The sequence below is a fragment of the Flavobacterium sp. CFBP9031 genome (assembly GCF_034044945.1).
Lineage (GTDB): Bacteria > Bacteroidota > Bacteroidia > Flavobacteriales > Flavobacteriaceae > Flavobacterium.
Map to the genome: position 1 here is coordinate 402,959 of NZ_JAXCWF010000004.1, position 19,287 is coordinate 422,245.

General features: G+C 31.9%; 20 protein-coding genes. 6 read left to right on the forward strand and 14 right to left on the reverse strand.

Annotated elements, in window-relative coordinates:
* The first annotated feature begins 125 nt into the window (after positions 1-125).
* From dnaB to SOM12_RS09705, 6 genes are all read left to right on the forward strand, one after another.
* Positions 126-1,670, forward strand: coding sequence for a replicative DNA helicase (gene dnaB / locus SOM12_RS09680; RefSeq protein WP_095931682.1), 1,545 nt, complete (start codon positions 126-128; stop codon positions 1,668-1,670).
* Between the two features lie 134 nt (positions 1,671-1,804).
* Positions 1,805-2,158 carry a hypothetical protein gene (locus SOM12_RS09685; RefSeq protein WP_320493261.1) on the forward strand — a complete coding sequence of 118 codons (354 nt, stop codon included), beginning with the start codon at positions 1,805-1,807 and terminating at the stop codon, positions 2,156-2,158.
* Between the two features lie 20 nt (positions 2,159-2,178).
* Positions 2,179-2,811 (forward strand): hypothetical protein, encoded by a 633-nt coding sequence (locus SOM12_RS09690; RefSeq protein ID WP_320493262.1) that lies wholly within the window; start codon positions 2,179-2,181, stop codon positions 2,809-2,811.
* Between the two features lie 21 nt (positions 2,812-2,832).
* Complete coding sequence (locus SOM12_RS09695; RefSeq protein WP_320493264.1) at positions 2,833-3,624, forward strand: sensor histidine kinase; 792 nt, start codon at positions 2,833-2,835, stop codon at positions 3,622-3,624.
* Positions 3,625-3,741: 117 nt separating this feature from the next.
* Positions 3,742-4,407 (forward strand): response regulator transcription factor, encoded by a 666-nt coding sequence (locus tag SOM12_RS09700; protein WP_095931678.1) that lies wholly within the window; start codon positions 3,742-3,744, stop codon positions 4,405-4,407.
* A 351-nt stretch (positions 4,408-4,758) separates the two neighbouring features.
* On the forward strand, positions 4,759-6,018 hold the full coding sequence (locus tag SOM12_RS09705; protein WP_320493268.1) for an asparagine synthetase B: 1,260 nt from the start codon (positions 4,759-4,761) through the stop codon (positions 6,016-6,018).
* Between the two features lies 1 nt (position 6,019).
* On the opposite strand, the gene SOM12_RS09710 is transcribed toward SOM12_RS09705, so the two are convergent.
* The 14 genes from SOM12_RS09710 to SOM12_RS09775 all read right to left on the reverse strand — a co-directional run.
* Positions 6,020-6,823, reverse strand: a complete 804-nt coding sequence (locus tag SOM12_RS09710; RefSeq protein ID WP_095931676.1) for an endonuclease/exonuclease/phosphatase family protein — start codon at positions 6,821-6,823, stop codon at positions 6,020-6,022.
* A 68-nt stretch (positions 6,824-6,891) separates the two neighbouring features.
* Positions 6,892-7,059 (reverse strand): hypothetical protein, encoded by a 168-nt coding sequence (locus tag SOM12_RS09715; RefSeq protein ID WP_172426959.1) that lies wholly within the window; start codon positions 7,057-7,059, stop codon positions 6,892-6,894.
* 145 nt (positions 7,060-7,204) lie between these two features.
* Positions 7,205-7,873 (reverse strand): response regulator, encoded by a 669-nt coding sequence (locus SOM12_RS09720; RefSeq protein ID WP_095931674.1) that lies wholly within the window; start codon positions 7,871-7,873, stop codon positions 7,205-7,207.
* Between the two features lie 8 nt (positions 7,874-7,881).
* Positions 7,882-9,636 (reverse strand): hypothetical protein, encoded by a 1,755-nt coding sequence (locus tag SOM12_RS09725; protein WP_320493273.1) that lies wholly within the window; start codon positions 9,634-9,636, stop codon positions 7,882-7,884.
* A 27-nt stretch (positions 9,637-9,663) separates the two neighbouring features.
* The gene (locus tag SOM12_RS09730) at positions 9,664-11,286 is read right to left on the reverse strand and encodes a hypothetical protein (protein ID WP_320493280.1); all 1,623 of its coding nucleotides are present in this window, start codon (positions 11,284-11,286) and stop codon (positions 9,664-9,666) included.
* Positions 11,287-11,447: 161 nt separating this feature from the next.
* Positions 11,448-12,917, reverse strand: coding sequence for a tetratricopeptide repeat-containing sensor histidine kinase (locus SOM12_RS09735; RefSeq protein ID WP_320493282.1), 1,470 nt, complete (start codon positions 12,915-12,917; stop codon positions 11,448-11,450).
* Positions 12,918-13,339: 422 nt separating this feature from the next.
* Entirely contained in the window at positions 13,340-13,774 is a 435-nt protein-coding gene (locus SOM12_RS09740; RefSeq protein ID WP_095931670.1) for a carboxymuconolactone decarboxylase family protein, read from the reverse strand.
* Between the two features lie 79 nt (positions 13,775-13,853).
* On the reverse strand, positions 13,854-14,426 hold the full coding sequence (locus SOM12_RS09745) for a Crp/Fnr family transcriptional regulator (protein ID WP_320493283.1): 573 nt from the start codon (positions 14,424-14,426) through the stop codon (positions 13,854-13,856).
* A 23-nt stretch (positions 14,427-14,449) separates the two neighbouring features.
* Positions 14,450-15,265 carry a hypothetical protein gene (locus SOM12_RS09750; RefSeq protein ID WP_320493285.1) on the reverse strand — a complete coding sequence of 272 codons (816 nt, stop codon included), beginning with the start codon at positions 15,263-15,265 and terminating at the stop codon, positions 14,450-14,452.
* 108 nt (positions 15,266-15,373) lie between these two features.
* A complete protein-coding gene (rplT, locus tag SOM12_RS09755; RefSeq protein ID WP_007810721.1) occupies positions 15,374-15,718 on the reverse strand; it encodes a 50S ribosomal protein L20 in 345 nt (114 codons plus the stop codon).
* Positions 15,719-15,819: 101 nt separating this feature from the next.
* Positions 15,820-16,017, reverse strand: coding sequence for a 50S ribosomal protein L35 (rpmI, locus tag SOM12_RS09760; RefSeq protein WP_022827375.1), 198 nt, complete (start codon positions 16,015-16,017; stop codon positions 15,820-15,822).
* A gap of 99 nt (positions 16,018-16,116) precedes the next feature.
* Positions 16,117-16,671 carry a translation initiation factor IF-3 gene (infC, locus tag SOM12_RS09765; RefSeq protein ID WP_095931668.1) on the reverse strand — a complete coding sequence of 185 codons (555 nt, stop codon included), beginning with the start codon at positions 16,669-16,671 and terminating at the stop codon, positions 16,117-16,119.
* 16 nt (positions 16,672-16,687) lie between these two features.
* Positions 16,688-18,634, reverse strand: a complete 1,947-nt coding sequence (thrS, locus tag SOM12_RS09770) for a threonine--tRNA ligase (protein WP_095931667.1) — start codon at positions 18,632-18,634, stop codon at positions 16,688-16,690.
* Positions 18,635-19,054: 420 nt separating this feature from the next.
* Positions 19,055-19,287, reverse strand: a 233-nt coding sequence (locus SOM12_RS09775) for a hypothetical protein (RefSeq protein WP_320493312.1), incomplete at its 5' end; no start/stop codon positions are given.

A 19,287-nucleotide genomic window follows, 5' to 3' on the forward strand; every position in this document is an offset into this window, starting at 1 on the left:
TTAAAAATCCGAAGCCCTGCGGTTTCGGATTTTTTTTTGGTTATGAACAAAAAAACAAATTTATAAACAACTTAATAGTTATAACTCGATAGTAGAATTTTTTTAAATTTTGCTACTTTCGCTATATGGAAAATTTCAAAAACTTAAACCCTGTTAAGGTCGACAAAACCACAATCATCAATCTAGAAAAAGGTAAGCTTCCTCCTCAAGTTATAGACTTAGAAGAGGCTGTTCTTGGTGCGATGATGATTGATAAAAAAGGGGTAGATGATGTAATTGATATTTTACAGCCTGATGCTTTTTACAAAGACGCGCACAAACATATTTTTGAAGCGATTTTACAGCTTTTTACCGAAACACAGCCAATTGATATTTTAACGGTTTCAACGCAGTTAAAGAAAAACGGAAAGCTAGATTTGGCTGGAGGAGATTTTTATCTGATTCAGCTAACGCAAAAAATTGCTTCTTCTGCCCACATCGAATTTCACTCGCGTATTATTCTTCAAAAATTTATTCAAAGAAGTTTAATTCGTATTTCATCTGAAATTATCGAAGAATCGTATGATGAAACTACAGATGTATTCGATTTGCTGGATAAAGCCGAATCTAAATTATATGAAGTAACGCAAGGAAATATCAAGCGTAGTTCTGAAACCGCTCAGAGTTTGGTTCTTCAAGCGAAAAAACGTATTGAAGAAATCGCTGGTAAAGAAGGTTTGAGTGGTGTTGCAACTGGATTTGAGAAGTTGGATGAAGTTACTTCTGGATGGCAGCCTTCCGATTTAATTATTATTGCGGCTCGTCCCGGGATGGGTAAAACGGCTTTCGTACTTTCGATGGCGAGAAACGTAAGTATTCAGTTTGGACATGCAGTTGCTATTTTCTCTCTGGAGATGGCGTCGGTTCAGTTAATTACGAGGCTTATTTCTTCTGAAACAGGATTGTCTTCAGAAAAACTAAGAACAGGTAAATTAGAAAAACACGAATGGGAACAGCTGAGTACTAAAGTGAAAAACTTAGAAAAAGCACCATTATTTATTGATGATACACCTTCGCTTTCGATATTCGATTTACGTGCAAAATGTCGTCGTTTGGCTTCACAGCACGGAATCAAGTTAATTATTATCGACTACTTGCAGCTGATGACTGCAGGGGGAAGCGGAAAAGGAGGAGGAAACCGTGAGCAGGAGATCTCGACAATTTCTCGAAACTTAAAGGCTTTGGCAAAAGAGTTGAACGTTCCTGTAATTGCACTTTCTCAGTTATCGCGTGCCGTTGAGACCCGTGGATCTAGTAAACGTCCGCTTCTTTCGGATCTTCGTGAATCTGGAGCGATCGAGCAGGATGCCGATATCGTATCGTTTATCTATCGTCCTGAATACTATAAAATTGAAGAATGGGATGATGATGAAGCATCTTCGACACAAGGACAGGCCGAGTTTATTATAGCCAAACACCGTAACGGTGGTCTTGAAAATATTCGTCTTAAATTCTTAGGACATTTAGGTAAGTTTGATAACCTTGAAGAATTTACTGGAGGTTACGATGATTTGCCATCTAAAATGAATCACGATGATAATCCTTTCATAACGAAAAATTTACCATCTGCTAACGAAGCTTTCGGAAGTAATTTAAATGATGATGATGACGACAGTGATGTTCCATTTTAAAAGTTAAAAAGCCTTATTATTAAGGCTTTTTTTATGTTTTTATGTTAATCGTTTAATAAAAATCAGTAGTTTAGCTAAACCAATTACAAACTATTAGTTTTTTAAAAATTATTAACCAATAACAAATTTAAATTATGAATGAAGAAACCTTTCCAGGACCTATTCAGATTCCTGTAGCAACTGCAGACAAGTGGGAAAAGAGATATGACGACGATAAATCAGTCGAAGACTCAAAGAACAAAATAAAAGCTTTCTTAATACCTAGAGAAAGTTTGAAAAAAGTGCTAGATCTTCAAACAGAAGCTGTTTGGGCTTATTTGGGAATAAATGATCAAAATGAAAAAACATTACTTTTTGTAGGAGCCAAATACGATGAGGAAACTAAAAAGTGGATTAATGTTTACGGTAAAGGAGATGGAGTAGAAGGTGGCGAAGGAGCTGCTGATGACATTGTATACGATGGTACAAGACCAAGCCCACCGTATTAATTAAAGATCTTTTTTTAAGAATGGACGATTTTTTAATTTATTCAGGTTATTTGATTTTATTAATTAATCTAGTATTATATTCCATTAGCTTTTTCCGTAAGGAAAAAGCTAATGGTTTTTTTGTTATCTATTTAGCATTTGCATTTTTAATGCAGATGTCAATGGAATTATTGTATCATTTGCATTATAATAATTTATTTTTAGTTAATGTTTTCATTATAGGCCAAATGGTTTTATTAGGTCTTTTTTATAATTCGTTGATAAAAATTTTGAGCCAAAAAATATTTATAAAAAGTATTTTGTCAGTTGGAATATTAATTTTTTGCATCCAATTTCTAACAAATCCAAATGAGTTTTTAAAATTTAATTTATTTGCTATTACATTAACCTCTTTGTTTTGTGTCATTTTTGGCTTACTACATTTCTACAATATGCTTACCGAAAAGAAGGTTTATTATTATGTAACAATAGCGGTTATCTTTTTTATGTTAGGCTCTACTGTTTTGTATTTGATTGGAAATTTAACCTTGACATTAAGTTTAGAAGTTAAATATTTTTCATGGAAACTAAATGCTTTTTTATTTTTAGTTTATCAATTAGTTATATTGTATGAATGGAAGGTAAGTTTTTCTAAAAAGTCTTTAGAAAACTAATTTGTATTATAAAAATAGATTATGGACTCCAATTCAATCCCTGAAAAAGAATTAGTTGCTATTATATTATATATCTCGCTATTTTTTATAATTGTTTCAGTAGCGCTAATTATATTCTTTTATTTTTCTAGAAAAAAAATTATTCAAAAAGAATTAGAAAAGATAGAATTAATACTTCGATATCAAAAAGAACAGCTACATGCTATTATTGTAACGCAAGAGGAAGAAAGAAAAAGAATTGCTCAAGATCTTCATGACGATATTAGTTCAAAATTGAACATCGTTTCTTTAAACAGTCATTTGCTTACAGCGCCAAACCTTACAGAAGCAGAAACTGCAGAAATTACAGAAAACATAATTGCTTTGACCACAAAGGCATTAGACAATTCTAGAAAAATTGCGCATAATTTGCTGCCTCCAGTTTTTGAAAAATTTGGTTTAAGTGCAGGTATTGAAGAATTATGCGAAGAATTTGAATCGAGCAAATCGGTAAAAACGTATTATAAAAATGACATCGATTTTGATGAGAAAGACATAGACAGGCATTTGCATGTTTTTAGGATTCTGCAGGAATTAATGAATAATTCGATTCGTCACGGAAAAGCGTCAGAGATATGGATTTCTTTTGCCAATAAAGACGGAATAAATACTTGTGACTATATAGACAACGGCATTGGTTTTAATTGTTCAAATGCCGAAAACCAAAAAGGTTTAGGTATGAAAAATATCGATAGCCGAATATCATTTTTGCAGGGAACAATCGAAATTGACTCTGAAATTAATAAAGGTATTGTTGTAAATTTTACTTTTTAAGGCAAATTATGTGTTTTATTAAGGTTTTTGGTCAATAAAATAAAGGTATTTAGATTTTTTCTAATTCATATTTTGTAATTTCGACAAACCAAATTAAACGACCAAAACCAAAATAAGATGAATGCTTCTATTAAAATTGCTCTAGTCGATGATGAAATTTTGTTTAGAAAAGGAATTTCTTTTTTATTACAGAGAGAAGAAAATATAGATATTCTCTTTGAAGCCTCAAATGGTGACGAGCTTATTACGCAACTGAATGAAAGAGAAATAACGCCCGATATAATAATAATGGACTTAAAGATGCCGGTCTTAAACGGAGTCGAAGCCACAAAAATTATTAGAAAAACGTTTCCCGATATTAAAATTATTGCATTAACTAGTTACGATACCAAATCGTTTGTTGCCAATATGATTCAAGTTGGAGCAGTAGCTTACTTAATAAAAAATACCACTCCAAAAGATTTAATTCATACCATAAACGAAGTAGCAAAAAAAGGATTCTATTACAACGAAAATGTTTTAAAAACAATTCAAGAAACAATAGTTTCTCCTAAAAATGCAAGAGGCGGTTTAGAAACTAATTTCCTTTCGCCGCGCGAAATAGAAATTCTGCAATTAATTTGCCAGCAGAAAACTACAGCAGAAATTGCAGAACATCTTTTTTTAAGTCCAAGAACTATAGAAGGACACAGAAATAATTTATTACTTAAAACAGAATCGCGAAATATAGCTGGCTTAGTTGTTTATGCTATTCAGAATGAATTGGCAGTTTTAACAATCTAGAAAAATTATGCTGTCAAAAACTGAATTGACAGCACATAATATAATATGATTGTTATGACTAGAACGCATAGTCCTATTTTCTGAATTATATTCAGACCCTTTTGGTGGTTGTTACTTTCATTAAACTTCATAGTTGGTTATTTTTTTTACAGCGATTAGTTTTATGAACCTGGGATAGCAAATGTATAGAGAATATTCTTCCTAATTACAGGTGTTTTTACCTGTTTTTTTATGGCTTAAAAATCAAGTTTTCTTTAAGCTTTTTATTTAACATTCTTTATAAGTAAGAAAAGATTCTAAGTATTCCTTTTTTGCTGATGGCTTTTATATCTTTACTAAAATAATTTTCTGATGAATAAAAGTTTATTCTACCTTTTTATACTATTAATTTCATTTAATGCAAAGGCTTCGTTTATCTTACTTCCGATGGACGAAACCACGCAGCAAAATCATTTAAAAGCATACGGAATTACTTACTGGTGTTTGAGTAGGGATTATAAAGCAAGTTGGCTTTTAAATTATCGTGGAGGTTCTTTTTTACTTCCTGATGCTGATGAAATTAGAAAAGAATGTAAAATAAGAGGAGTTAGTTTTGAAGTGATTTCAGATAGTGAACAGGCTTCTATTTTAAACGAAATTTCGAGCCCTTCTCAAAATATGGAATCGGTTATTTTAGAGAAAGCACCTAAAATTGCCGTTTATACCCCAAAAGGAAAACAACCGTGGGATGACGCCGTAACTTTGGTTTTAACTTATGCCGAAATTCCTTTTACTCCCATTTATGATGAAGAAGTTTTAAGCGATCAGTTATTAATGTACGATTGGCTTCATTTGCATCACGAAGATTTTACCGGACAATACGGAAAGTTTTATGCGGCGTACAAAAATACACCTTGGTATATTGATCAAAAAAGAGATGCTGAAGCTTTGGCGACAAAATTAGGATATGCAAAGGTGTCTCAGGAAAAAGGAGCCGTAGCAAAAAAAATTAGAGATTTTGTAATTGGTGGTGGTTTTATGTTTGCTATGTGTTCTGCAACAGATAGTTTTGATATTGCCCTTGCAGCAGATGGAGTTGATATTTGCGAAGCTATGTTTGACGGAGATCCTAGCGAATCAAATTATCAGTCAAAATTAAATTATAATAATTCTTTTGCCTTCAAAAACTTTACTTTAGAAAGAAGACCAGAAGTTTACGAGTTTTCAGATATCGACATGACGACGAAAAGACGCATTGTGATGGAAAAAGATTATTTTACGTTAATGGAATTTTCTGCAAAATGGGACCCGATTCCAAGTATGCTATGTCAAAACCATACACAATTAGTAAAAGGTTTTATGGGACAGACCACTTCTTTTGATACGTCTTTAATAAAATCGAATATCTTGATTATGGGAACATGCGAATTAAATGGCGAGTCAAGATACATTCATGGAGAAAAAGGCAAGGGAATGTTTACTTTTTTTGGAGGACATGATCCAGAAGATTTTCAGCATCAGGTTGGAGATCCGCCAACGGTTTTAGATTTGCATCCTAATTCGCCTGGATATAGATTGATTTTGAACAATGTTCTATTTCCAGCTGCTAGAAAAAAGAAACTTAAAACCTAAATTAGTTAAGAGAAAACTCAAACCAGATCGGAATATGATCGGATATTTTTCTTGCATTTTGCAAAGAATCAAAATCTTCGTAGAATTTAATAATTCCAGAATTGCTAACGTGTAGATTTGATGTCTTATAAAAGATATTGTCAAATTCAGATGCAAGACAAATATTGTTTTTGCATTGCTGTTTCAGAGTAGTTTTTTGATTTTTTAATACAGAAGCATATCCGTTTTTTTTCAACGGATTAAAAACAGTGTGCTTTTCAGGACAGTTAAAATCGCCTAAGAAAACAAGATTTAGATCAGGATATTCGTTGGGTAGAAACTTGAAGTATTTGATTTCGGTTTCGGGTTGTTTTTTTTGCGTTATAGCATGAAAATTAACAAGAGTGATTGTCTTTTTATTAATTTCAAACGTAGCAAAGTAGGGTTCGCGATCAATTTCTACGCTATATTTTCTTTCTAGCCAAGGCTTAGTTTTCAATTTGGCTTTATTGGTCTTCCAAATAAAAGCATACCGTTCTGTTTTGTAACTGCTTCCAGAAGTAGGATCACTTATGCTGTAATCCCATTTATTTCCTTTTTGATTAAGCACTGTGGCAAGTTTTGCAATAGTTTGAGCACCTCCGTTTCCGGCAACCACTTCTTGAATTGCGATTATATCATAATTAGAAATTACTTTGGCGATATAATTTAAATGAGAATCAGATTTTGATTTTCCAAAGTTTTCGATATTCCACGATACCACTTTGGTTTGAGCAAAAGATATAAATGCAAATAATAATAAGACGAGGCTGAGCGTTTTTTTCATGAAAAATTTAATGGAACTAAGATATAAGTCTTCTCTTCCAGCAATAATTAAGCCTTTCTTAAAATTAATTAATGTTTTTTATATCGATTTTTTAGAGCTGTCCCGATAATTATAATTTGTAAAACTAATAATGCTGGAATAAATATTATTTTCCAATCAATTTCTAGCCATCCAGTTTTTTCAGAAATAACTGCAAAGCTTATTGATAAAAAGAGGCAAAGTAGCATTGTTTTCATAAGGATTCTATTTTGTGTAGTATTAAGTCTAGAGAATATAATACTCGCTTTACTTTTTGGTTTCATTGGTAGGTTAATAGGTCATCACAAATTTAGGGGTATAAAAAGTGTTATCCTTACGGGAAACCGTAAAGTGTATAAAAAATTATACTAGCCCAAAATCTTTTGCAATAGCAATTAAATGCACATTATTATTAGCTTTAAAATAAATCTTCAACTTATTAATTCTTTTTTCTATACTGCTTGTTCCGTTAGGAGTTATAGATGAATCTTTGAACTCTCTAGAAATACTTTCTAAAATATGTCCCTGAGATAAAAGTTTTAAAATTGAGATATCGTAAGATTCAATTTCAATTAAAGCTTTATCATTAAAGTTAAAAGACAAATCAGAAGAAAGAATTTTTTCTTCGTTATTAAAAGTGCTTTCGATAGCATTTCTTAATTCAGAAATACTATTTCTTCCTTTTGTAACATAAGCATTAATGCCAAGTTCATTAAAAAGAGTTTTAATTCTATAACTTTTATCTTCTATAGAAAAAACTATTTTTTTTAGTTCTGGCTGTACTTTATTTACAGCTTCAACAAGTTCATCGCCACTATTTAAAGTTACTTTTCTATGATCAGATTTAAAAGATAAGTCTGTAATCATTAAATCGTAAGGTTCTTTTTCAGCCAATGCCTTTTTTACTTTAAGTAATCCTTCGTCGCAATATTTCACGTGATGAATTACAGGAACTTGTAATTCTTCAAGTACTTGAACAACTGCAATGCTGATACTATCTAGATCTTCGGCAACTAAAACTTTTTTAAACATATATTTTCTTATATTGGAAATTTGAAATTTACTTTAAAACCATTTTCTGAATATGGGTCAAAATTAAGAGTTCCTTTTATTGTTTTAATACGGTTTTCCACATTTTGTAGTCTTTTTTCTAAAATAATATCTTTTGGGGCGATTTTGCTACCATTATCAGTATACATAATCAAGATGTTTTTCCCATCTTTTTTAAACGTTATACTTGCTAGAGAGGCATTGTTGAGCGTTTTCATCTGATCGAGAATTTCTTGAAGCACGCGAAAAACGGTTATTTTCTTGACACGATCAATTTTAGACCAAGAAAAAGTATTTAAGCCATTTATAATAATACTTAGCTTCTGGCCGGTATATCCAGAAATCATTTCTTTAAGCTCACTTGCAAAATTTTCATTGGTTTGTATGGCATTATTTTCTCTCGAAATACTTCGTGTTTTGGAATAAATGCGGCTCAAGTAATTGAGAAATTGTTCTTTATTACTGATGTTTTCAAGATTGTTGTTTTCGGCAAAAGATAAAGTTTCGTGAATGTCTTTTTCAAGGTCGTTTTCTAATTTATCAGAAATTCGAATTTCGTTTTTAAAAACAGCATCATTTTTCTCTCTTTTGCCTTTCAAAGTCAGGTAAAAAACTAGAAAAATGAATATAAAAATGGTTATTGATAATGCAATATAAGAGATAAAACTCCTGTTCTTTTGTCTTTGCATTTCCAATTTATGCTCTGCTCTTTGAATTTTAAGCTCTAAGTTTTCTTCTTTATCCTTTGTGAAATTATATTTTATAGTGGCAAATTCATTTTTTTGTGTTAAACGAATTTTATTAATACTGTCTCTAAAACGAATATAAATCTTAGAATACTTTTTTACATCATTTCCTGTACTGGTTCTTATTAAAGTTTCCAGAGCATACTTTTTTTGCTTGTAGGTATTTACAACGCACGAATGTTTATAAGCTGTTTCGGCATATTTTTTTGCCAAAGCAGGATTTGAACTTAAGTAATAATCAGAAAGGTTTGAATAACTATCTGGTAAGTTCTGTCTATCATTTAATTTAATTCTAGTTTTAAGAGCTTCTAGGTAGTAGGGTAGCGCTCTAGAATCATTTAAATTGGCATAAGAAATGCCGATATTGCTCCTCATTACTGCATAGTCTAATGCTTCATAATCTTTTAGAGAATTTGTTTTTTTCTTATTGCCATAATAACCAGTAGTGGTTAGTTGTTTATAGATTTTAATCGCTTTTTTATAATCACCCTGATACATGTAAACTAATGCAATATTAGCTAATGCATTTGCTTCCCTTCTTGGACTTGCATTTAGATTGTATGCTTTTTTAGCATATATAAGCGCATTGTCATAATCCTTTGTTGCAGAATAATTTTCTGAAATAATTTTGTATGTTTCCCAAGCAAACCTTGGTTTTTTTAGGTATTTAAGTTGGGGTAATACTTTAGTAGCGGTAGCCTCACTTTCCAGATAATTGCCTTCATATTGCTGAATTAGGGCTATAGAAATTAATGCGTCAACATAATCTATTCTGTTTTTTTCAGGGTCTGAAAGGTGAATTATGGTTAGGTAATTTTTATAGGCCTTCAAATATTCATTTTGTTCAAAATCATTGTCAGCTATTATGGTCAGCCTTTTTATTTCTGCGGTATTGTCAGTTCTTTTTATAACTGCCGGAATTTCTTTTTCGCAAGAAGTCGGAATGACCAGCAGAAAAAGAACGGAAACTAAAATTGGAACAAAAGCAGATATTTTCATTTGAGGACCTTATGGTTAAAGCATTATTTATATTGGAAGTTTTACAAAAACCTTAAATCCCTGATTTGGATTTAAAGCAACATTAAAGGTTCCTCGTACTGGTTTAAGGCGATTTTCTATAGTGGCAAATCTCTTGTTTAAATTATTATCATCTTCAATTTGGGTACAGTTGTCAGCGTAGGTAATCACTATAGTTCTCTCATTCTTCTTAAATGTGATACTTGCCAGCGAAGCATTACTGATAATTTTTGCCTGATCAAAAATTTCCTGAACAACACGGAAAATAGTTATTTTTTTTACACGATCAATTTTAGACCAGGATAATGAGTTTAAACCATTTATAATAATATTTAAATTAGAAGTTGTGTATCCTGAAATCATTTCTTTTAGGACTTTTTCGTAATCTTCATTAATGATAATCGCACTATTTTCTCTTGAAATATTTCTTGTTTTTGAATAAATATTGGTCAAGTTATAAAGAAATTTTTCTTTGTTTTCGAGATTTTCTAATTTGTGATTTTTTGCAAAAACTAATGTATCATAGATATCTGTTGTTAGTTCATTATGTAATTTGTTTGATATGCGTATTTCGCTTTCAAAAACAGCATCATTTTTTTCCTTTCGTCCTTTATGAGTAATATAATAAGCAATAAAAAACAAAGCGAAAGTACTGATAGAAATTACTATGTAGGAAATAAAACTTCTATTTTTTTGCCTTTGAAGCTCTAATTCGTTTTCTGCTTTTTGATTTTTGAGTTCTAAATTTTCTTCTTTATCTTTCTTTGAAGTATATATAATATCGGCAAATTGATTTTTTGCCTTTTTCCGGCTAATAAGGAGACTGTCAATTTTTTTGCTATAAACTTTCCAGTGTTTTTTTGAATTTCCAGCATTATCCGCTTCCAGCAGATGAGCTAACATGTTAATTTCATTTGTTGCCGATTTTGCTTTTTTAGAGTAATAGTAGGCTTTCTCTGCATTAATTTTTCTTAGCTCTGGATTATTGTATTTCGTGTAATATAAATAAAAAGCATAGTAATTGCCAATTAGTTCATAATCGTCGTTAAGTGTAAGAGTTAATTCTAGACTTTCGTTAAAGCATTTGAATGAAGCTTCTTTATGACCTCCAAGTCGTAAATAGCAAAGGCCTAAATTATACAATATAGCGGCACGCTGAATATTTGTATTCGAAGGCGTGATTTTATCTTCAATTCTGTATCTAGAAATTGGTTCTAATAGATCTATTGCCTCTTGATATTTTTCCTGGTGCATATATGCAAATGCAATTTCAGATAATATCCGTGCTTTTCTAAAAGTTGAGATTGCCTTTTTTAATGCTTTTCTATGATAATATAGCGCCTTTTCATAGTCGTACATATACAAATAGTTATAGGCCATGAAGGTATAAGCATTAACGGCATACTTTACATTGGTGGTTTTTTCTAAATAAGGGAATGCTTTTATAAGGGTAGTTTCTGCTTCAGAATAATTGCCATATTGCTGAAAGATTTCTACCATACTGTTTAATGCACCTACATAATCATCTGCATAGTCAGCTTTTGGAACGCATAATAATTGTGTTTTGTTGAAATAAAAAAGAGCACTGTCGTTTTTTTCTAAATCCCAAAAAGCATTTGCTTTTTGCATCATTTGTTTTATTTCGGTTGAATGATCCGTTTTATTGTGATTTAGTCGGTGTTTATTTATTTCAGAAGACCGTATAGAAAAAAATAGTGCTAAAATTAGAGCGAAGATTAGCAAATAAAAAACAAGATGCTTTTTTTGAATAAAGAAAAATAGGTCTTTAATCATTATACAGGAAGTTTAATTAAAACTTTGAAACCCTTTCCAGATTCTGAATGAATTTCAATATGGCCTTTGGCAGCATGAATTCGGTTCTCAATATTATGCAAACCATTTCTTAAAACCATTTTGTTTGTATCAATTCCTTTTCCGTTATCGGTATAATTGATTATTATAGTATTTTCCAGTTCTTTAAAGGTTAATGCAGCTAGAGTTGCATCGCTATGTTTTTTCATATTTACAAGTAATTCCTGTATAGTTCGGTAAATTGATACTTTTTTATTTTTATCAATTGTATCCCAAGAAATGGTATTCAAACCATTTATTAATAGATTAATATTTGGCGTGTCAAATCCTGAGATCATCTCTTTCAGAGAGGATATATAATTTTGATTACTAATAACAGGAGTATTATCCTTCGAAATATTTCTTGTTCGAGAATAAATATTGTCTAGACTTTTTAATAAATGATTTCTGTTTTCTTCAGAAGAAAGATTTCTGTTTTCGGCAAATGCCATTGTATGGTAAATATCGTTCGCTAGTTCATCATGTAATTTTTTTGAAATTCTGATTTCGCTTTGATAAGTTGCTTCAATTTTTTGGCGATTAGCTCGTACAGTAAGAAAAAAATATAGAAAAACAATTAAACATGAGGCAAATATAATTATGACATATGAAACAATATTTCTGCTTTCCTGTTTTGCTATTTGGAGCTCATTTTTAATTTTCTGTGCTCTTAATTTCAAGTTTTCCTCTTTTTCTTTTTTAGAGTCGTATTTGATTTTTGCAAATTGATTTTTAGCTTTTTGCCTTACTTCATAAATACTATCGATCACTTTTGTATAAATGAGTGCATTTTTTTTTGAATCAATATCAGAACTATTTTCTATAATAAACTTTAAAGCAACTAAGCGGTCATCGGTGTTGCCCGATAATGTATAATTTTTATAGCTTAATTGAGCATATTTCATAGCTAAATCAGCTTTGTTGTTTTGATAGTATTCGGCAAGATTGTAGTAAGTTCTGCCCAAACCATCGGTATAATTTGCTTTTGACTTTATTTTTAAACTCGTTTCAAAAAAAGACAATGCTTTTGGATCCTTAAGTTTATAATAGCAATAACCTATATAATCTAATATTTTAGAATAGTTTTCAGGGCTTTGCTGTACAATTTTCTCATTACTTATCGAAAGAAAAATGGGTAATGCTTTCTCAAACTTTTGTTGCTTTAGGTAAATAACTGCGATATTATTTTTAGCTTCAAATTTGTTAATTCTACTGGTATTTAAAGTAAAAGCTTTAGAATAATAGTATATAGCAGTTGGATAGTCATAAGTGTAATAATAATTTCTTCCTAAAACACTATAGATATTCCATACATAATCTTGATTTTTTATTCGGTTTAAAAACGGAATTGTTTCCATTGATGTTTTAATGCTTCCCACAAAATCCTCATGTTCCTGTTGAATTTCGGCCATGTAATACATGCAAGAAACATAATTTTTAAGATCTTCTTTAAGATCGCAAGCTGCTCTAGCTTTATTGTAATAAAAAAATGCGCTGTCAGTGTTGTTGTGATTCTTGTAAAATTGGTCTGCTTTGCTTATCAGCTTATGAATTTCGTTCTCTCTTTTTGTTTTTTTTGAGTTATCTGTATTTTGCTTTTGACAAGAAAAAAACAATAATAAAGTAGTTATTAAAGAGGCAACTATTTGTAATCTTTTTGGTATCATGCGCCAAAAATAAAAAATTCTAGAAATCATGAAAGAGTATAAATACGGTATTTTAAAATATTTTCAATTTACGCTTTTTTTAATTCTGATTTCTAAATAAATACGAAAAGCCCTTTATCGATAAGGGCTTTTAAGTTCTAATTGCTTGTAAATATTCTCTTTATAAATTATGACGCACGCATTCCGGTAGTAATTGCTAATCTATTCCAAGAGTTAATTGTGATGATAGCCAAAAGTATTTCTGCAAGGTATTTTTCATCAAATAATTTAGCTGCATTTTCGTAAACTTCATCAGAAACGTGATTGCCAATTAAGGTTACTTGTTCTGTTAAAGCTAAAATTGCTTTTTCTTCTTCGGTGTAAAAATCAGCTTCGCGCCAAGCACTAATTAAGTAAATTCTTTGTTCAGAAATGCCGTGTTTTCTAGCATCAGCAGTATGCATATTAATACAAAATGCACAACCATTAATTTGAGAAGCACGGATTTTGATTAATTCTTTATGAACGGGAGTTAATGAAGTTGTAGAAATATATTTCTCTAAGTTCATTAATGCTTGATAAGCTTCTGGAGCAACATTCGGAATAACAATTCTTGGTTTCATTTTTATATGTTTTAAAAGTTCATTACAAAGGTCAGCAATGTATGCTTTTAAAAACTTGAACTACTTCAAGAAATTCCAATCAGACTTTTCCAGCTCGTATTTTACTCATAAATTCTGCAGAGAAATCCAAATAGGAGGCAAGCATATACTGAGGAACGCGTTGAACAAATTCTGGGAAATGGTCATTAAAGTGATGATATCTTTCTTCTGCCGACATTGTAAATAAGAACTTGATACGCATTTGCATAGCGCCAAAACTTTTTTGCATCACTATTCTGAAATACTTTTCTAGATTTGGTATTTCAATCAGTAGTGATTCTAAAATTGTTTTGTCAATGGCAATAACTTCTGAATTCTCTATAGCCTGTAAATAAAAGCTTGAAGGAACATGATTATGGTAACTTAGATAATCTGTAATCCACCAATTTTCGATGCCAAATTGCAAAGTTTGTTCAGCTCCTTTAGAGTTGATGATATATTGCCGAATACAGCCTTTAGTAATAAAGTACATAGTATTGCAAATTTGGCCTTCTTGAAGTACATGCTCTTTCTTTTTTACTTTCGAAAGTTCTAGGCGTGATTCCAATTTATCAATATCTGAAGGTTCAAGAGAAATGAATTTTTTGATATGCAGGATAAGTGAATTTTGCATTACTTTGAAATTTATATAGATGATTAATTGTAGAAATTAATATCAAAGTTACTATTTACTTTTATGCCATTGCTAACCGCAGCAGTCCAATCTGCATGTTCAATAAATTCACTGATTTGGTCGGCTATCAAATTGTAGCACTTTTCATTTTTTTGATTCTTAAATTCAATCTTTACAGTAATGTCAGATATTGAATTGTCTTTGTTAATTGTAAATTTAACTTTGGCAAAAAAATCTCTTTTTTCGTTGCTTTGAATAAATTTTTTAGGGAATACAAACGAAGAAAAAAAATCTTTTTGGATTTGAATCTTTTGCTCTAGAAAGTCTCCAGCTTTTGGATATATCATACAGTAATCATCTACCTCATAAGGATATTCAAAAGGGATGTGTATTCTGCTCATCACATATAAACTGTCAGCAGTCTTCTTTATGTTTTTAATGAAGTTTTGGCCATATTTTGCATTCAACAATTCATTAGATGCTTTGCAGTAGCAATTTGTTACTAATGGGTATCCATCCGCACCATCTGAACTCCAAATTGATGAGAACTCAGGTTCAAAAGATTCAGAATAATCAATTCCCTTTTCTTTAAGTAAATTTATTAAATAAGGATAATGTCTATTGTAGTCGCTGTCAAGATATCCTTCGGGAATAATATTATAAAGGACTTCTCTAGATTTAAAATCTAATTTAGCTCTCTTAATTTCCGAGATACAGCCAACATCACGTTTGTCAATTATACCAACGATGGTTTGTACAGAGTTTTTATCCAAATTACTCTCTTGGGCTTTTGTCCAAAGCATTTGTGTAAGGAATAAAAGTACAAAGAGTTTTTTCATTTCTTAATTGTGTTCGTATCGAAAGATAATAAAAACAAAAAACCATTCGAATAAACGAATGGTTTTTTTATAATAAGTAAGTAATCTTAAATTGAGTTTATAAAACGTTTATTTTACTTTATTAAGAATAGCTTTGAAAGCTTCTGGGTGGTTCATAGCTAAATCTGCAAGAACTTTACGGTTCAATTCGATTCCGTTAGCTTTAACTTTCCCCATGAATTGAGAATAAGACATTCCTTCTAATCTAGCTCCAGCGTTGATACGTTGAATCCATAAAGCACGGAAATTTCTTTTGTTTTGTTTTCTATCGCGGTAAGCGTAGCACATTGCTTTCTCTACTGCATTCTTAGCAACTGTCCAAACGTTTTTACGTCTTCCAAAGAAACCTTTGGCTTGCTTCATTATTTTTTTTCTTCTTGCTCTTTTAGCAACTGAATTTACCGATCTTGGCATAATTTTAATGTGTTTTTGTAGCAGGCGTCCTGAATTGAATCAAAGGAACTTAAAGCCATACTCCAAGGTTATATAAATAATTTTTTTAACCTAAAGAATTATTAGATAATTCTTAATTGTTGTTTGATGCTTTTCATATCTGTTTTGTGAACTAGCGCTGAGTGAGTCAAAGCTAATTTACGTTTTTTAGATTTTTTAGTCAAGATGTGACTTTTAAAAGCATGCTTTCTTTTAATCTTTCCAGAGCCAGTAACTTTAAAACGTTTCTTAGCGCTAGATTTTGTTTTCATTTTAGGCATTTTTCCTAGTGTTTTAATTTATTCTTACTTACTTATATTTTTTGTTTCAGGTTTAAAGTTTCAAGTTCAATGCTGAACACTGAGACTGTAAACTGAACACTATTTCTTTTTCTTCGGAGCAATGAACATAATCATTCTCTTTCCTTCCAAAACAGGCATAGCTTCAACTTTACCATGTTCCTCTAAATCCTGAGCAAGACGTAATAATAGAATTTGACCTTGATCTTTATAAATGATAGAACGACCTTTGAAGAAAACGAAAGCTTTTAATTTAGCTCCCTCTTTTAAGAATTTCTCCGCGTTCTTTCTTTTAAATTCATAATCATGCTCGTCAGTTTGAGGACCAAATCGTATTTCCTTTACAACAACCTGAGAAGATTTAGCTTTTAATGCCTTATCTCTTTTCTTTTGTTCGTAAACAAATTTCTTGTAATCCATGATTTTACAAACCGGTGGTTCAGCGTTTGGCGAAATTTCAACCAAATCCAATTCAAATTGGTCAGCTAAACGTAACGCATCGGCAATTTTAAAAACCCCTGGTTCAATGTTTTCACCTACAAGACGTACTTCAGGAACACGAATAAGATTGTTTATTCTGTGCGCATCTTTTTTCTCTACTCGAGGTTGAAAACCTCTGTTACTTTTTATTGCTATGACTTTCTAATTTAAGTTAAACTGTAAATACTTTTAATGTCTTTTTTATTTCTTCGTCTACAATCGAAGCAAATTCTTCGATAGAAACTGTGATATTACCTTTCCCTTCTTGTCCGTGACGACGAATAGAAATCGTTCCGTTTTTCTCTTCTTCCTCACCAACGATAAGCATAAATGGGATTTTCTGCATCTCTGCATCTCTAATTTTCTTACCGATAGTTTCATTTCGGTTGTCAATTAGGGCGCGAATTTCGTGATTTTCTAGCAAATCTAAAACTTTTTTAGCATAATTTTCGTATTTCTCGCTCAAAGACAAGATAATAGCTTGTTCAGGCATTAGCCAAAGTGGGAAATTTCCTGCTGTATGCTCTAGTAAAATTGCTATAAAACGTTCCATAGATCCAAAAGGAGCTCTGTGAATCATAACAGGGCGATGTAATTCATTATCAGCACCTTTGTAAGTCAAATCAAAACGCTCAGGTAAGTTGTAATCTACCTGAATTGTTCCTAATTGCCATTGTCTTCCCAATGCATCTTTTACCATGAAATCTAGTTTCGGACCATAAAATGCAGCTTCACCATATTCTACAACAGTATTAAGACCTTTGTCTTTTGCCGCATTGATGATAGCATTTTCTGCCTTTTCCCAGTTTTCATCAGTACCAATGTATTTTTCTCTATCTTCTTGATCTCTTAATGAAATCTGAGCGGTAAAGTTTTCAAAACCTAATGAACCAAATACATACAATACAAGGTCAATTACTTTTTTGAACTCTTCATCTAATTGCTCTGGAGTACAGAAAATATGCGCATCATCTTGAGTAAACCCTCTAACGCGAGTTAAACCATGTAATTCTCCAGATTGCTCATATCTATATACAGTACCAAATTCAGCGTAGCGTTTAGGTAAATCTTTATAAGACCATGGTCTTACATTGTAAATCTCACAGTGGTGAGGACAGTTCATTGGTTTCAATAAAAACTCTTCTCCTTCAGCTGGTGTGTGAATCGGTTGAAAACTATCAGCTCCATATTTAGCGTAGTGACCAGAAGTAACATAAAGCTCCTTTTGACCAATATGCGGACTAACTACTTGCTCGTATCCAGCTTTCTTTTGTGCTTTCTTTAAAAATTGCTCCAAACGTTCTCTTAAAGCAGCCCCTTTAGGTAGCCACAAAGGTAAACCCTGACCAACTTTCTGAGAAAAAGCAAATAATTCAAGCTCTTTTCCAAGTTTACGGTGATCGCGACGTTTTGCTTCCTCAAGAAGTTCAAGATACTCAGTTAAATCTTTTTGTTTAGGGAAAGAAGTTCCATAAACACGAGTTAACTGTTTGTTTTTCTCATCACCTCTCCAGTAAGCACCAGCAACACTCATGATTTTTACAGCTTTGATAATTCCAGTATTTGGAATATGTCCACCACGGCATAAATCAGTAAAAGTAGAGTGGTCGCAGAATGTAATAGTTCCGTCTTCAAGATTTGAAATCAATTCAGTCTTGTAAACATTGTCTTTATACATCTCCAGCGCTTCCGCTTTAGTTACAGGACGCATCTTAAAATCGAACTTCCCTCTTGCAATTTCAAGAATACGATCTTCAATCTTTTTGAAATCAGCTTCAGAAATTTTCTGATCTTCAAAATCCACATCATAATAGAAACCATTAGCAATTGCAGGCCCAAGTGTTAATTTAATTCCAGGGTACAATTCCTCAAGAGCTTGCGCCATTACGTGCGAAGTAGAATGCCAGAAAGCTTTTTTGCCTTCAGTATCATTCCAAGTATATAAAATAAGATTACCGTCGGTCGTTAATGGAGTTTCGGTTTCAATAGTTGTACCATTAAAAGATGCAGAAATCACGTTTCTAGCAAAACCTTCGCTAATGTTTTTAGCGACCTCCATTGGAGTTACGCCTTGAGCGAACTCTCTAATTGACCCATCGGGTAAAGTAATCTTGATCATTGTTTATAATTTTGTGAATGCAAATATACATGATTACAAAAATACATACAATATATTAAGTACAAGTTTACTCATTATATATAAGTATAGTTTTTGTTCTACTATATAAGGTAATTCTAATTACGTGTACATATAAGGATAAAGCCGAAGTTCTTTTTAAGTTATAGCAAATCCGACAGGTTTCCAAAAGCTGTCGGGTTTATTGTTTATACATATATAAGGAGGAAATCTATATTGTCCGTCTGAGTGAAGCCGAAGCCCTTCTAGCGGCAGCATTTGGAATTTTGGATTTTAAAAAATTGAGATTTGGCATTTATCAGGAGCTTAATCCCGCTATCCGCTCCAATCTTTTGTGCCGAACCCCGGCACAAAAGGATTTCCGCTTCTATAGGGGCTAGGGCGCCGGTTTTCAGAGGCGGCTTAGAGGGGAAAAGGGCGGGTTTTGGAAGGGAGGGAGGGAAAAGCTTCGCGCCTCTGCGCCTTTGGGGGATTAAAAACGGAAGATGTCTGCTTTTGAAAACATGGAATTTCTTCAAAAAATGGGCTTAAAGGCTGAAAGCCCCATAAAAAGCGAATGCCGAAACGGGCGGAAAATGCCAAAACAATGGAGCAGTGCAGAAAAACCCTACAAGGCTTAAAAAAAGTTTGTGCTG

Coding starts and splice junctions, on each gene's coding strand:
- SOM12_RS09685 (WP_320493261.1), top strand. CDS start 1,805: ATGAATGAAGAAACCTTTCCAGGACCTATTCAGATTCCTGTAGCAACT.
- SOM12_RS09745 (WP_320493283.1), bottom strand. CDS start 14,426: ATGCAAAATTCACTTATCCTGCATATCAAAAAATTCATTTCTCTTGAA.
- SOM12_RS09695 (WP_320493264.1), top strand. CDS start 2,833: ATGGACTCCAATTCAATCCCTGAAAAAGAATTAGTTGCTATTATATTA.
- SOM12_RS09730 (WP_320493280.1), bottom strand. CDS start 11,286: ATGATGCAAAAAGCAAATGCTTTTTGGGATTTAGAAAAAAACGACAGT.
- SOM12_RS09700 (WP_095931678.1), top strand. CDS start 3,742: ATGAATGCTTCTATTAAAATTGCTCTAGTCGATGATGAAATTTTGTTT.
- SOM12_RS09710 (WP_095931676.1), bottom strand. CDS start 6,823: ATGAAAAAAACGCTCAGCCTCGTCTTATTATTATTTGCATTTATATCT.
- SOM12_RS09705 (WP_320493268.1), top strand. CDS start 4,759: ATGAATAAAAGTTTATTCTACCTTTTTATACTATTAATTTCATTTAAT.
- SOM12_RS09715 (WP_172426959.1), bottom strand. CDS start 7,059: ATGAAAACAATGCTACTTTGCCTCTTTTTATCAATAAGCTTTGCAGTT.
- rplT (WP_007810721.1), bottom strand. CDS start 15,718: ATGCCAAGATCGGTAAATTCAGTTGCTAAAAGAGCAAGAAGAAAAAAA.
- SOM12_RS09725 (WP_320493273.1), bottom strand. CDS start 9,636: ATGAAAATATCTGCTTTTGTTCCAATTTTAGTTTCCGTTCTTTTTCTG.
- SOM12_RS09740 (WP_095931670.1), bottom strand. CDS start 13,774: ATGAAACCAAGAATTGTTATTCCGAATGTTGCTCCAGAAGCTTATCAA.
- dnaB (WP_095931682.1), top strand. CDS start 126: ATGGAAAATTTCAAAAACTTAAACCCTGTTAAGGTCGACAAAACCACA.
- thrS (WP_095931667.1), bottom strand. CDS start 18,634: ATGATCAAGATTACTTTACCCGATGGGTCAATTAGAGAGTTCGCTCAA.
- rpmI (WP_022827375.1), bottom strand. CDS start 16,017: ATGCCTAAAATGAAAACAAAATCTAGCGCTAAGAAACGTTTTAAAGTT.
- SOM12_RS09735 (WP_320493282.1), bottom strand. CDS start 12,917: ATGGCCGAAATTCAACAGGAACATGAGGATTTTGTGGGAAGCATTAAA.
- SOM12_RS09720 (WP_095931674.1), bottom strand. CDS start 7,873: ATGTTTAAAAAAGTTTTAGTTGCCGAAGATCTAGATAGTATCAGCATT.
- SOM12_RS09690 (WP_320493262.1), top strand. CDS start 2,179: ATGGACGATTTTTTAATTTATTCAGGTTATTTGATTTTATTAATTAAT.
- SOM12_RS09750 (WP_320493285.1), bottom strand. CDS start 15,265: ATGAAAAAACTCTTTGTACTTTTATTCCTTACACAAATGCTTTGGACA.